Annotated in this window: 10 protein-coding genes and 2 pseudogenes; 5 read left to right on the top strand and 7 right to left on the bottom strand. The window is 65.7% G+C overall.

What is annotated here, in order from left to right:
* Window positions 1-125: 125 nt before the first annotated feature.
* On the top strand, window positions 126-1208 hold the full coding sequence (locus tag CSW59_RS19565; RefSeq protein WP_099445643.1) for an acyltransferase: 1083 nt from the start codon (window positions 126-128) through the stop codon (window positions 1206-1208).
* 156 nt (window positions 1209-1364) lie between these two features.
* Here CSW59_RS19565 and CSW59_RS19570 read toward each other — a convergent pair whose 3' ends face one another.
* The 4 genes and pseudogenes from CSW59_RS19570 to CSW59_RS19580 form a co-directional block, all read right to left on the bottom strand.
* A complete protein-coding gene (locus tag CSW59_RS19570; RefSeq protein ID WP_099445644.1) occupies window positions 1365-2066 on the bottom strand; it encodes an HAD family hydrolase in 702 nt (233 codons plus the stop codon).
* A 55-nt stretch (window positions 2067-2121) separates the two neighbouring features.
* Window positions 2122-2256: a hypothetical protein gene (locus CSW59_RS21635; RefSeq protein ID WP_255408988.1), complete on the bottom strand. Its 135-nt coding sequence runs from the start codon at window positions 2254-2256 to the stop codon at window positions 2122-2124.
* Between the two features lie 245 nt (window positions 2257-2501).
* Complete coding sequence (locus tag CSW59_RS19575; RefSeq protein WP_099445645.1) at window positions 2502-5612, bottom strand: TonB-dependent receptor; 3111 nt, start codon at window positions 5610-5612, stop codon at window positions 2502-2504.
* 508 nt (window positions 5613-6120) lie between these two features.
* Window positions 6121-6400, bottom strand: a pseudogene (locus CSW59_RS19580) (DUF1272 domain-containing protein); the annotation flags it as partial.
* Window positions 6401-6729: 329 nt separating this feature from the next.
* Here CSW59_RS19580 and carA point away from each other — a divergent pair.
* A complete protein-coding gene (gene carA, locus CSW59_RS19585) occupies window positions 6730-7896 on the top strand; it encodes a glutamine-hydrolyzing carbamoyl-phosphate synthase small subunit (RefSeq protein WP_099445647.1) in 1167 nt (388 codons plus the stop codon).
* Between the two features lie 98 nt (window positions 7897-7994).
* Here the strand turns inward: carA and CSW59_RS19590 are convergent, their stop codons facing one another.
* Window positions 7995-8699 (bottom strand): acyl carrier protein, encoded by a 705-nt coding sequence (locus CSW59_RS19590; RefSeq protein WP_143755023.1) that lies wholly within the window; start codon window positions 8697-8699, stop codon window positions 7995-7997.
* A gap of 124 nt (window positions 8700-8823) precedes the next feature.
* Between CSW59_RS19590 and CSW59_RS21640 the strand changes: the two are divergent.
* Window positions 8824-8922: pseudogene (locus CSW59_RS21640) on the top strand (3-oxoacyl-ACP reductase); the annotation flags it as partial.
* 202 nt (window positions 8923-9124) lie between these two features.
* On the opposite strand, the gene CSW59_RS19595 reads toward CSW59_RS21640, so the two are convergent.
* On the bottom strand, window positions 9125-9364 hold the full coding sequence (locus CSW59_RS19595; protein ID WP_099445649.1) for a flagellar basal body rod C-terminal domain-containing protein: 240 nt from the start codon (window positions 9362-9364) through the stop codon (window positions 9125-9127).
* 420 nt (window positions 9365-9784) lie between these two features.
* Between CSW59_RS19595 and CSW59_RS19600 the strand changes: the two genes are divergently transcribed.
* A complete protein-coding gene (locus CSW59_RS19600) occupies window positions 9785-11479 on the top strand; it encodes a M20/M25/M40 family metallo-hydrolase (RefSeq protein WP_099445650.1) in 1695 nt (564 codons plus the stop codon).
* A 228-nt stretch (window positions 11480-11707) separates the two neighbouring features.
* A complete protein-coding gene (locus tag CSW59_RS19605) occupies window positions 11708-12340 on the top strand; it encodes a DUF998 domain-containing protein (RefSeq protein ID WP_099445651.1) in 633 nt (210 codons plus the stop codon).
* Window positions 12341-12489: 149 nt separating this feature from the next.
* Here CSW59_RS19605 and CSW59_RS19610 read toward each other — a convergent pair whose 3' ends face one another.
* Window positions 12490-12825: a hypothetical protein gene (locus CSW59_RS19610; protein ID WP_099445652.1), complete on the bottom strand. Its 336-nt coding sequence runs from the start codon at window positions 12823-12825 to the stop codon at window positions 12490-12492.
* Window positions 12826-12856: the final 31 nt, after the last annotated feature.

Here is a 12856-nt window from a genome sequence, read left to right on the forward strand (position 1 = left end):
GGGGAGGTGGCGCGAAGCGCCGGAGGGGGAAGTTCCGCTGAGCTTGCCCCTTCCCCCTCCGTCGTCTCTTCGAGCCGACACCTCCCCCTCTTGGGGGAGGATCTAGAACATGCCACAGCTTCCCCATGCGCCTGCCCCCGCTCAAACCTGATTCCGACCAGATGCTGCACCTCGACGCCCTGCGGATCGTCGGGGCCGTCATGATCGTGGTGTTCCACTTCAACCGGTTCATCAATCTGGACGGCCACTGGCAGTGGGCGGACGATACGATCAAGAGCTTCAGCCTGATCGTGGACCTGTTCTTTCTGATCTCCGGCTATGTGATGGCGGCGATCTATACCGGGCGGCTGACCACCGTCGCCAAGTACCGGGACTTCCTGCAAAAGCGCGTGGCGCGGCTGGGGCCGCTGCATTGGGCGACCATGCTGGTGTTCATCGCCGTGGCCGCCGCCGGCGCGGCCGGCTGGATCCAGGACCGCGATCCGCGCCGCTACGACGTGGCCTGCATCGTCCCCAACATCGTCTTCGTCCATGCCTGGGGCGTCTGCCATTCCCAGACCTGGAACTTCGTCAGCTGGGCCATCAGCGCCGAGATGGGGATGTACATCGCCCTGCCGCTGCTGTTCCTGCTGACCGCGCGCGGGCCGTGGGTCACCCTGGCCGTGGCCCTGCTGTCGATCGTGGTGATGCTACAGACCCCGCACGGCGACCGGCCCTTCCACCAGTGGACTTGGGACTATGGCGTGCTGCGAGCGGTTCCCGGCTTCCTGATCGGCATGGCCGCCTTCCAGCTGCGTGACCGCTTGGCGAAGATCCCGCGTCCGAACCTTCTGATGTGGCTGCTGCTGGGCGCCTATCTGGTCGCCTCGTGGGCGGGGACGCCGCGCACGGCCTTGCTGTTCGTCGTCTACGGCATCGGCCTTCTGGGCGTGGCGGCCGACGCCAAGGGCGTTCAGGGCGGCGTCAGCCAGCGGCTGGCGCCTTGGGCCCAGCTGTCGTTCAGCCTGTACCTGTTGCACCCCATCGCCCTGAAGATGGGCCTGGCCTGGGTGGGTCTTGGAATGTGGAACCTGAACGGCGACCTGATGCGCCTGTGGGTCCTGTTCTGGGTCGTGGCCCTGTTCCCGATCGCCTATCTGTCACTGGTGGCGTTCGAGCGGCCGGCGCGGGACTGGATGGCGAGGTTGGGGAAGAAGCGGGCGAGCTGAGCGCCCCCTCCGTCACGATGCTTCGCATCGCGCCACCTCCCCCGTTTGGCTTCGCCGCCCTAACGGGTCACGGGTGAGGAGGAAGCTGCTTCCCTCCTGCCCCGCTTGCGGGGGAGGTGGATCGGCGCGGATACGCGACGAGACGGAGGGGGCGCTTTAGCGCGAAATCCCATCCACCCAAGCCGGCAGCTCGCTGATGCTGCCCAGCTCCACATACCGCTCATGCCCCACGGGCGCGTCCGCCGCCTCGTGCGACCAGACCAGCGGGTACGGGATCAAGGCGCCCCAGCAACCGGCCTCAAGCGCGGGCAGGATGTCGGACTTCATCGAGTTGCCGGCCATCACGGCTTGCTCAGCGCCGGTGCCGTAGCGGTCGAACACCCGGCGGTAGGTGCTGGCGTCCTTCTCGGACACGATCTCGACGGCAACGAAGTAGTCACCCAGGCCCGAGGAAGCCAACTTCTGCTCCTGATGCAGCAGGTCGCCCTTGGTGATCAGAATCAGGCGGTAGCGGTCCGACAACGCGGACAAGGCGTTCTCGACGCCCGGCAGGGGCTCGATCGGCTCGGTCAGCATCTCGCGGCCGACGGCCAGGATTTCTCGGATCACACGGGTGTCGACCTTGCCGTCGGTGACCTCCAGCGCGGTCTCGATCATCGACAGGGTGAAGCCCTTGGCCCCATAGCCGTAGACTCGCAGATTGCGCTTCTCGACGGCCGTCAGCTGGGCCTCGATCTTCTCGGGGTCGCCGTGCTCGGACAGCAGGTCCAGAAAGCGCTGGTGCGAAAGGCGAAACAGGCTCTCGCAGTGCCAGAGGGTGTCGTCGGCGTCGACGCCGACGGTCGTGATGCTTTTCATGAATCTAGGACTTAGCATCGCCCAAGCGAGACGACACGCCCCAAGGATCGCAACTTCAGAAGGTCAGGACCGCGAACACCACCAGGCTGACCGGCACCGCAGCGGACAGCACCATGCCCACCAGCGCTTCGGCGACTCCAAAGATCAGGCGAGAGGCCGAGAACAGTTCAGGCGGAGGGGTCGGGATCATGCGGGGAAGTGCTCCTGTCAGCAGACCTTGCCCCGATCCTCGTTAACGTCTCGGAACCACGCGGCCTAAATTGTCTGCGACAGTTTGTCCGGCGCGGCGCCCGCACAAAAGAATAGCCCGGCGCGAGGCCGGGCCAGAGGGTCGGGGGAGGTTGCGCGGCCCGGCTCCAAGGAAGCAGCCAGGCCTCAAGGTCGAGCTTAGAAGCTCATCTGCGAGTTCAGAACGTACTGACGGAACCAAGGCCTTTAGAAGTCGGCGCGGAAGCCAACGACGAAGTTGCGCCCGGCGTAGGTCGCGCCGTCGACCATCGACTCGCGATTTTCGTAGCGGTTGTATTGCACCTGCTTGAGCAGATTCTGGGCCTGGAACGTCACGCGTGCGCGGCGGTACCAGGGGACCAGGAAACTAATCTGCGCGTCCATGTAGTTGGTCGGCGCCGCGTACAGGTCGCCCGGAATGTTGTTACAGGGGCAGACCGACGAGAGGTTGGCGTCGCGGTGGGTGTAGGACACCCGCGCCGAGAAGCCATTGCGCATCTCGTAGTAGAGCGTCCCGTTGTAGGTCCACGGCGCCAAGCCCGAGATCAGGGACTTGGGATTCAGGGTCGCGGGCACAGTGCCGGAAAGCGACTGCGAGATGTGGGTGACATTGGCGTTGAAGCCCAAGCCCTTCTTGATGAAGTCCAGCGGCTGGATCCACTGGAACTCCTGACCCAGCAGCTTGACCACGACATCGGAATTCAGCTTCTGGCGCACCGTCAGACGGGCCGCGGTCGGATCGCCGCCGCCCAGGTTGGTGATGCCCGTCTTCTGACGATCGCTGAGGCGGTCGAACAGGAGGCCGGTGTCGCCGAACGGGGTGTTGGTGTCCAGCGTCGCCGGATAGTCGAAGATGTTCTTGGCCCAGACGTTGAAGGTCAGGACGGTCTTGGACTTGGCGTACCACTCCACACCGAAGTCGTAGTTGTTGGCGTAGAAGGGCGAAAGGCCCGGATTGCCCTTGGTGAAGATGTCGCCGTCCAGGCTGAGACCAAAGGTCGGGGCCAGATCGGCGGGGTTGGGACGGGTGACCGTGCGGGCGGCGGCGCCGCGAATGACAAACTGATCCGTCAGCAGGTAGGCCAGGTTCACGCTGGGCAGCCAGTTGTGGCTGAAGCTCTCGGTGGTCGGTGCGGTCCGCGCCCCGCCGCCGACCAGGAAGTCGTTGACGATGCCGGCCACCGATTGACGGGTTTCGGTGTAGCGCAGACCCGCATTGAAGCGCAGCTCGCGATCGAAGATGTCCTGACGACCGTCGGTCATCACATAGGCCGAGGTGGTGTTCTCCCTCAGGCGCCGAGGCGAGTAGGTGTTGAGGTAGTTGCCCGGCTGGTCGCCCGGGTTCAGCTCATTGGTGTAGTAGTCGAAATTGACGGCCTGGCGGACCTTGTCGAAGTCCACCACGCGCCAGCCGCCATTGAACCCGGCGTCGATGGGCGCGCCCTTGAACAGGTTCATCGACGGCAAGGTGGTCAGGTACTGCGGGATCGCCGCGTTCGGGATCGCCCCCGTCAGCGAGGTCTGGGTCGAGGTGAAGGCCGAGGTGCAGTTGTTCCGGAAGGCGCAGTCCGAGGCGTTCCAGGTGACGATGTTGCGCTCGAACTCTGACCGCATCACGCCGCCCGAGACTTGCAGGCGTCGCGCGTCGCCCCAGGCCAGATCGGCCCGGAAAGACTTCTGCTCCAGGTCCTGCACCGTCGGGATCAGCTGGATGCTGTTCCAGTACCAGTTGGTGTAGTTGGGCAGGTCGATATTGGCGCCGATCTTGGGCGTCAGGTCGCCCGAGGTGTAGCTGTAGGTCGCGTACTGCCCCGTGTTCAGCGGCGTCAGGTTCGAGGCGGGGCCGCCGCCGGCCGGCGCGGCCACGCCCGCGGCGTAGGTGACGAAGTTTGTCTGCCCGGGCGCGGACTGCAGCGTGTACTGGATCGAGTTGTTCCTGAACCGGCCCGAGTTCATCATCGCCGCGGCCGAGAAGCGCAGATCGTCGGTGATGTCCCACTCGCCGGCCAGCGAGCGATAGAACAGCTTCGTATAGGTCTGGGCGTCGGTGCTCTGGTTGAGGAAATAGGCGTTCCCGAACGTGCCCGAGGTCAGCACCTTGTTCTGGTCGAGCTGAAAATTGATCGGGATGTTGTTGTTGTAGCTGCGGACCACCAGCATCACGTCGTGCTGGCCAAAGTCGTTGTTGGACTCGGTCAGGATCGAGTCCAGCTTGAACCGGACGCGCTTGGACGGACGCCATTCCAGGTTCAGCATGCCCGTCGTCCGGTCACGATTGCCGACGACCTGTTCGGCGCGCACCAGGCGCGGGACGATGGCGTAGCTGAGGTCTTGGCACGAGAGGTTCGATGTGCCCCCGGCGACGTTGTTGCCACATTGGACTAGCGCCGAACCCGGCGCTCCAAGCCCCAGCACGGACGGCGCATTGGTCGGCACGGTGGTCAGCGTGGCCCCCGCCCCGCCGCCGTAACCGGCCGTGCGGTTGGTCGCCGGCGCCGAGTTGGCGTTCAGGGTCAGGGAGTTGCAGCCCAGCGTCGTGTTCCGGCAGGCCGCCCCCAGGTTCATCGTCGTGTAGCCGACGGTGTTGAAGATCTCGCTGCGATAGTTGCGCTCGGCATAGGCGCCGGCGACCAGGATGCCGATCTCGCCGATCTTGGTCTTGAACGTGTTGCTCATGATCGCCGCCGCACGCGGCGTCGAGGTCCCGTCGGCGTCCTGGTACGACCCTTGCGCCTGGAGATTGAGGTGGAAGCCCTTGCGGTCGAAAGCCCGGATGGGCTGCATGTCGACCGAACCGGCCGTACCGCCCTCGACACCACTAGCGACGGGCGACTTGCTCAAGGTCAAGCGCCGAAACAGTTCGGACGGCAGGATGTCCAGGCTGGACCCACGCCCTTCATTGCCGCCGTTGCTGGAGGTGCTGATGGCGAAGCCGTTGACGGTCAACACCGTGAAGCCCGCGCTCAGACCGCGAACATTGATGTAGGTGCCTTCGCCCGAGGTGTCGCGGTCGATCTGAACGCCCGGCAGGCGCTGAAGCGACTCCGTCAGGTTGAGGTCGGGAAACTTGCCGATGTCTTCGGCGAAAATCGAGTCGATGAAGTTGGTGGTGTTCTTCTTGGCGTTGGCCGAATTCTCAAGTGACTGCCGGTAGCCGGTGACAACGATCTCCTGAACGACGGACGTTTCGCTCGCGGGCGCTGTAATCGGTGACTTTACAGATGCTGCCTGCCCAAAAGCCTGGCTGGACAGAGCGAGAGCAGGAACAGCCGCCGCCGCCAACAGCGCTAGGCGCGCGCATCTTGGTTCACGAGTCATATTCAATTTCCCTCCCAGCGTCGTCGGCTTAACGCGGACGATCTTTCTCGTTTGCGGCCAGCTTCGTGACTTGAAACGCGGCCATGCCCCTCGCCTTGACGCGCCGCAGCTAAGCCGTCTGCAGAGTCAGCGTCGTAGGCATTGGCCACCCCATTGGACAGACCAATGCCAACTACAAGGTCTGACAAACAGGTACCGGTACCTTTCCTTTATCGCAATAGATTTCTCAGCCGCGCAATGGATCGAAAGCGCCCGCTAGAGCCCTAGGGAGCTCATTGCGAGCGCGGCGGCAGAGAGTGGGAGGTAAGTTCCCCCAGGTCACAGTGGTCAGATCTCTGCCGCGACGAAGCCCTTCCCCCACCGCGCGGATAAAGGGCCGCAAGGCCTCAGGGCCGCAGCGGATGGGGGCGCAAATCCCCTCCCATCGCTTCACCGGTAAGAGGCGTTATCGCGCCCTTGGAGCGCGCCATGTGTGTAGAGGGGCCGTGAGAGCCCTAAACCCAGCCCGTCGGCCGCTCGGGCTCACGGTTGGGCCCGGGCGTTTTGGGCGTTGCGGGCCGATGCGCCTTCAACACGCGCCGCAACGAGGCAGGAAAGCGGTGTAGCTGAACCTCGGGGCGGATCGGCCGGGCCACGAGACCGCCACCGCAGTCTGGGCAGACATCATCGAAGCGCAACTCGGCGCAGGCGGCGCAGAAGGTGTGCTCGAAGGTGCAGATTCGCGCTGCGTCGCTGGCCGGCGGCAGGTCGCGGTCGCAGCACTCGCAATTGGGACGCAACTCAAGCATGGGCCGCCCTCCCGTGTCCGTAGCGCTTCAATGCCTGGAAGCCCTTTACTATAAGGCGTTTCGCGCCGTTCGCGCGAGGGTGTCCGTTCACCGATCACGGGAATGTGGAACCTTGGGAAAAACGTGTGATCGAGAGGGGTTGACCCCCTCCCCCATACCCCCTAGACACCGCGCCGTTTGCGCGGCGGACGGGCCCAAAGCCCGTCCGCTTTCTTGCAAGGAGACGCCCCGCGCGCGGCGCGGGGCGGGGGGTGTACCCCGGGTCCGCCTTTTTTGCGAAAATGACCGCCCAATTCCGGGCCCGATTGCGTTCAGGAGCGCTCAACAGAATGTCCCAAGACCTTCTCCCCGGCGTTACCGGCGTTCTGGCCCTGGCCGACGGCACGATCCTGCAAGGCGTGGGCTGCGGCGCGGTCGGCGACGCAGTCGGCGAGGTGTGCTTCAACACCGCCATGACCGGCTATCAAGAGATCCTGACCGACCCCTCCTACATGGCCCAGATCGTGGCCTTCACCTTCCCGCACGTGGGCAATGTCGGCGTGAACGCCGAGGACGTCGAGCAGATCACCGGCGTGGCCGAGACGGCCGCTCGCGGCGCCCTGTTCCGCGATGTCCCCACCCAGCAGGCCAACTGGCGCGCCGGCGGCGACTTCGACGCCTGGATGAAGGCGCGCGGCGTCGTGGGCTTGGCCGGCGTCGACACCCGCGCCCTGACCCGTAAGATCCGCGAGACCGGCATGCCGCACGGCGTCATCGCTCACTCGCCCGAGGGCAAGTTCGACCTTCCCGCCCTGGTCGCCAAGGCCAAGGCCTGGGCCGGGCTCGAGGGCCTGGATCTGGCCAAGGAAGCCTCGACCACCCAGACCTTCACCTGGGACGAGGGCCTGTGGTCGTGGCCGGAAGGCTACGCCAAGCTGGACAAGCCCAAGTATGAGGTCGTGGTCATCGACTACGGCGTCAAGCGCAACATCCTGCGCGCCCTGGCCCACGTCGGCGCCCGCGCCACGGTGGTGCCGGCCTCGACCTCGGCCGAGGACATCCTGGCCCGCAACCCGGACGGCGTGCTGCTGAGCAACGGCCCCGGTGACCCGGCCGCGACTGGCCAATACGCCGTGCCGGAAATCCAGAAACTGGTCGCCAGCGGCAAGCCGGTGTTCGGCATTTGCCTGGGCCACCAGATGCTGGCCCTGGCCCTGGGCGCCAAGACCGTGAAGATGGAGCAAGGCCACCATGGGGCCAACCACCCCGTGAAGGACCTGACGACCGGCAAGGTCGAGATCGTCTCGATGAACCACGGCTTCACGGTGGACAGCGCCTCCCTGCCGGCTCCGGTGCAGGAGACCCACGTCTCGCTGTTCGACGGCACCAACGCCGGCATCCAGCTGGCCGACAAGCCGGTGTTCAGCGTCCAGCACCACCCGGAAGCGTCTCCGGGTCCGACGGACAGCCTGTACCTGTTCGAGCGTTTCGCGGGCCTGATGGATCAGGCGAAGTAGCGATCAGAATCCCTCTCTCTTTGAGAGAGGAAGGGGCCCGCCGCCACGGGCGGTGGGAGGGTGAGTGGTTTCGAGATCAGCGGGCGAACGTGAGCCCGTCAGACTCGGGCCGCCCCACTCTGAAGGATGAGCATGTCCCGGCGCATAGCGGACGCGGGAAAATCGCTCTGCGCGGACAGCACTTCGGCCATGGCGTCCCAGAGATCCTTGGGCCGCACCGCGCCGCCGACGCCCGCGAGGGCTCCGTAGTTCAGCGCGCCGACCTTGGTGGCCAGGTCGCCCAGCGTGACGCACCCTTCGGGTAAACCGCCAGGATCGAGACGGATCAACACGACGCCGACGACGAGCATGGCGGCCGACGCCAGGCCAACGATGAGCGCGCCTTTGATCGCGGCGATCGCGGCGCCAACGATTGCCAGCAAAGCCAAGCCGCCGCCTATGCCGCCCAGCCAGGTTCCGCGCGGCTCAGGCATCTGAAGGCCGCTGACACGCCGCAATTCGACGAAGAAAGCTCGAACGTTCCCGCCAGCAAGAGGAGTCAATGCGGTGTCCGGCCGCCAATCGGTCCCTGGACACACGACGCGTAGCGATCGGCGAAGACGATAGAAGGCCATAGACGTCATGCACGCTCCCGGCTCGCCGATCCGTCCGGCGAACCGCGCCAGGAGAAGATCGTAGATGTCGCCAACGGTGTTGCAGGCCGCCGCCTCCCCATCGCTGATCTTCAGCGCGAAGGCCTTCTCAAGACCGATGACTGCCTCGACGGGATCGAGATCGTCATCCAGACCCAAGGTGTTCGACATGGCGCGCATCCCAGCTTCACCCTGGATCTAAACATGGGCTGGTTGGGCTGGAAAGTTCGGATTCTCCCCCTTTGACCTTCTCTGCGTCAGCCGCGTCTATCCTCCGAAAGAAGAGGACGCCGGAATGATCGACGACACCGACTTCAGCGGCCGGCTGGTGCTGGTCGTGGGCGGTTCCAGGGATCGGCAACGGGATCGCCAAGCGTTCCGGGCGCGCGGGGCCGGGGCGCTGAAGACGGTGCTGACGCCGGAGTGAGGCGGCCGTAAAAAAGGGGCCGCCTCCCGCAAACATAGGGGGCGCTGCGGGAGGCGGCGGCCAAGCGCCCTCGGCAAAAGGGGGCGCGCTTCGGGCGCTTGGCTGGGGGTAGAGTCCAGCGTTCTTCCGGCGAACCGGGAGGGCGCGAACTCAAACGCGTGGAGCGGAGCTAGGCCTTGATGTTCAGCAGCGCGCCGGCCATCTGGTCGGCGGTCTGAGCGACCTTGACGTTGGCCTTGAAGTCGTACTGAGCGCTGATCTGCTCAACCCGCTCCTTGGCGTAGTCCACGTCCTTCAGTTCCTCGACCGTCTCGGCGTGCGCGTCGGACGACGCGACCCGTTGAGCGCTAGCGTTCAAGCGGTTGGCAGCGACCGTCATACCGGCAGCGGCGATAGCGAGAGCCTGCATAAAGGCGTCCTCCGTTCTCGACGCGAGTTATCCGGGCGGTTGGGTTAAGCGGTCGCAACCAAAGATGGTAAAATTTACCGTTTGGTCACCTTTTTTAGCACGAATTAACCATGAAATAGATTTCCGACCCCACCTCCGCTCGGGTGGAATCCTCCCCTCGCCCTGGGGTAGCGGACAAGAAACACGGCGACCGAGGCCCAGCCGCCGGCTTCGGCAGAGCTGTTCGGGTCTTCGCGGGCCAGATCGCGCCGAACATTACAAAACGTTCAGACAGCCGCGCTCGACAAGCCGTCATCGTCCCGACATGGTTCGCGACCGCGCCTCGGAGCCCTCTAGCTCTGGGGCCCCGTTTCGATAACCGTTTGGACGCGACCGAGGCCGACACGGCATGGGGGTGACGTCCCGAGGAGCCTCTTGAGAATGTCGTTCACGCGTCGCGCCGCGCTCGCCAGCGCCGCCCTGCTGATGGTCGCCCAACCGGTCCTGGCGGCCACGCCCGCCAAGCCCGCCGTCGCCGCTAAACAAAAGGCGGTCGTCTCGGACTTTGTCCCCTCGCCCGAGGCGATCAAGGCGCACATGACCTTCCTGGCCGATGACACCCTGGAGGGCCGCGAGGCCGGCACGCGCGGTTATGACATCGCCGCCAACTATGTCGCCGCTCAATACGCCCTGCTGGGCGTCAAGCCGGCCGGCGACAAGGGCTCGTACCTTCAGCGCGTGCCGCTGCTGGCCTTCCGCCCCTCGGGCGAGGGCGCGGTGAGCGTGACCGGCGCCGATGGCGCGGCGGTCGCCTTGAAATACGGCGAGGATTATCTGCCGAACGCTCAGGCGCAGGCGGCCGACCTCGCCGTCGAGGCGCCGCTGGTGTTCGTCGGCTTCGGCGTCGTCGACGCCACGCGCGGTCGCGACGACTACGCGGGCCTGGACGTGAAGGGCAAGATCGTCGTCATGCTGACCGGCGCCCCGTCCTCGATCCAGACCGAGGAGCGCGCTCACCTTTCCAGCCCCAACACCAAGCGGACCGAAGCGGCCAAGCGTGGCGCCATCGGCGTCCTGACCATTCCAACCACCAGCGGCGAGAAGCGCCGTCCGTTCGCGCGCGGCCTGAACGGTATGAAGGAATGGCGCATAACCTGGCGCGACGCCCAGGACATCGGCGCTATCCGCGCGCCGGGCGCTCCGGCGCTGGCCCAGATCAGCCTGACCGGCGCGGAAAAGCTGTTTGCCGGCGCCGCCACGCCGCTGGCGTCGATCCTCGCCGAGGCCGAAAAGCCGGAAGGCGCGGTTAAGGGCTTCCCGCTGGCGGGCAAAATCAAGGTGACGCTGAAGACCGAGATCGAAAAGCGCGAGAGCAGCAATGTCGTGGGCCTGATCGAGGGCTCGGACCCGACGCTGAAGGCCCAGACCATCATCCTGTCGGCGCACCTGGACCACATCGGGATCAAGGAGAACGCCAAGCCCGGCGAGGACCGCGTCAACAACGGCGCGCTCGACAACGCCTCGGGGATCGCGACCCTTCTGGAGGTCGCGCGCGGCTTCAAGAACACCAAGGTTCGCCCCAAACGCTCGATCGTGCTGCTGGCGGTCACGGCCGAAGAGAAGGGGCTGGTCGGCTCGGACTACTTCGCCACCAACCCGACCGTGAAAAAGGCCGATATCGCCGCCGACGTGAACCTGGACATGCCGGTGCTGCTGTATCCGTTCACCGATGTGATCGCGTTCGGCGCCAACCGCTCGACCGTGGGCGAGGCGGTGCAGAAGGCCGCCGGCCGCGTCGGGGTGGGCCTGTCGGGCGACCCTCTGCCGGAAGAAGGCCTGTTCACCCGCTCGGACCACTACCGCTTCGTCGAGCAGGGCGTGCCGTCGGTGTTCCTGATGACCGGCTTCCAGAACGGCGGCGAGAAAGCCTTCACCACCTTCCTGAAGACCAACTATCACAATCCGGCCGACGACCTGAATCAGCCGATCGACTACCAAGCCGCGGCCAAGTTCGCCCTGGTCAACTACGAGATCGCCCGCGAGCTGGCCAACACCCCGGCCCGCCCGGTCTGGAAGAAGGGCGACTTCTTCGGCGCCGCCTTCGCGCCGGCGGGGCATCCGTCCGCGGCGAAGTGATCTGTCGCTAGAAAGCCCCCGTCATCCCGCGCTTCGTGCGCGGGACCCATGGCTCAGCTTTCACGTGAGAGCCCGAGCCTTCTCCGCACGTGCGGCGGACAAATGGGTCCCGCGAACAAGTCGCGGGATGACGGAGTTTATTGTGGCGCGAAGAAATCTCACGCCCATTGACCCCTCCTCCATCCGGAGCGATTTTCAGGCCCTCCCTTCCGACCCGAGGCCCTTCCCTTGCTCCGCACCGGCGCTTTCCTGAAGATCGGCGTGATCGCGCCGGCCGTGATGGTGGCCGACGTGTGGATCGCCCAGCGATTGTTCCCCGGCTTCGACGCGGGCGCGCAGTTCATCAGCGAGCTGGGCGGACCGGCCGCGCCGATGCCGGAGGTGTTCAACATCGGCATGGTGATCGCCGGGATCGCGGGCCTGTTCGCCGGCGCGGGCTTCGCTCACGCGCTGGAGCACGCCGGCGGCCGCAGGGTGGTCTCGGCCTTCGCGGGTCTGTTCGTGGCGCTGACCGGCCTGGGCGCGGTCTTCGCGGGGATTTTCCACTGGCCCGATCCGATGCACCGCGCCTGCGGCGTGGGTCTGGCCATCCAGTTCGCGCCGTTGTTCACCGCCTGGGCGCTATGGGGCAAGCCCGAGCACCGGCGGCTGGCCAATTTCTCGCTGGGCTGGTTCTTCGGCCTGCTTCTGGTCTTCGCCCTGCTGACCGGGGTGTGGAACATCCGCACGGGCTATGACGTCGGCTACTGGCAGCGCGGCCACGCCTTCCTGAGCCTGCTGTGGCTGGCCATCGCCGCCTGGACCCTGGAGCGCAACTGGCGGCGGACCTTCGTCGGCGAGCTGGAGTCGGCCTCGGCCTGACGCCTCCTTCCTCCCCCACCGGGGGAGGGGGACCGGCGAACGCCGGTGGAGGGGGCTTACGGCTCACGCGGAACCGCTTCGCGGACCCCCTCCGTCTCGATGCGTATTCGCATCGTTCCACCTCCCCCTAATGGGGAGGAAGATCCGCTCTAAGCCCGCTCGCCGAGCAGCACGCGCCGGATGTCGCCGCCCGAGCGCGACAGCAGGATCAGCAGGTAGATCGACAGGAATAGCATCCCGCCGAACACCGCCAGAACGCCCAGGCCCAGGGCCGCAGGCTTGAACCCGCCGCGCCAGGAAACCCACAGACCCGACAGCAGCAGGAAGCAGAAGAAGTCCAGGTTGAACTGGCCCGGCCAGCCCATGGCCGCCATGTCGCCAAAGAAGATCGGCAGCAGGTTCCAGCCGTGGTTGGCGATCGTGACGCTGGTGTAGCCGACGATCACGACAAGACAGGTCCAAAGGAACAGTCGAAACGGCGTCATGCTTGCGCTCCCCCCAAGGTCCGCGAGCATG

This window comes from Caulobacter sp. BP25, assembly GCF_002737755.1.
Lineage (GTDB): Bacteria > Pseudomonadota > Alphaproteobacteria > Caulobacterales > Caulobacteraceae > Caulobacter.

Coding starts and splice junctions, on each gene's coding strand:
- CSW59_RS19565 (WP_099445643.1), top strand. CDS start 126: ATGCGCCTGCCCCCGCTCAAACCTGATTCCGACCAGATGCTGCACCTC.
- CSW59_RS19570 (WP_099445644.1), bottom strand. CDS start 2,066: ATGAAAAGCATCACGACCGTCGGCGTCGACGCCGACGACACCCTCTGG.
- CSW59_RS21635 (WP_255408988.1), bottom strand. CDS start 2,256: ATGATCCCGACCCCTCCGCCTGAACTGTTCTCGGCCTCTCGCCTGATC.
- CSW59_RS19575 (WP_099445645.1), bottom strand. CDS start 5,612: ATGACTCGTGAACCAAGATGCGCGCGCCTAGCGCTGTTGGCGGCGGCG.
- carA (WP_099445647.1), top strand. CDS start 6,730: ATGTCCCAAGACCTTCTCCCCGGCGTTACCGGCGTTCTGGCCCTGGCC.
- CSW59_RS19590 (WP_143755023.1), bottom strand. CDS start 8,699: ATGTCGAACACCTTGGGTCTGGATGACGATCTCGATCCCGTCGAGGCA.
- CSW59_RS19595 (WP_099445649.1), bottom strand. CDS start 9,364: ATGCAGGCTCTCGCTATCGCCGCTGCCGGTATGACGGTCGCTGCCAAC.
- CSW59_RS19600 (WP_099445650.1), top strand. CDS start 9,785: ATGTCGTTCACGCGTCGCGCCGCGCTCGCCAGCGCCGCCCTGCTGATG.
- CSW59_RS19610 (WP_099445652.1), bottom strand. CDS start 12,825: ATGACGCCGTTTCGACTGTTCCTTTGGACCTGTCTTGTCGTGATCGTC.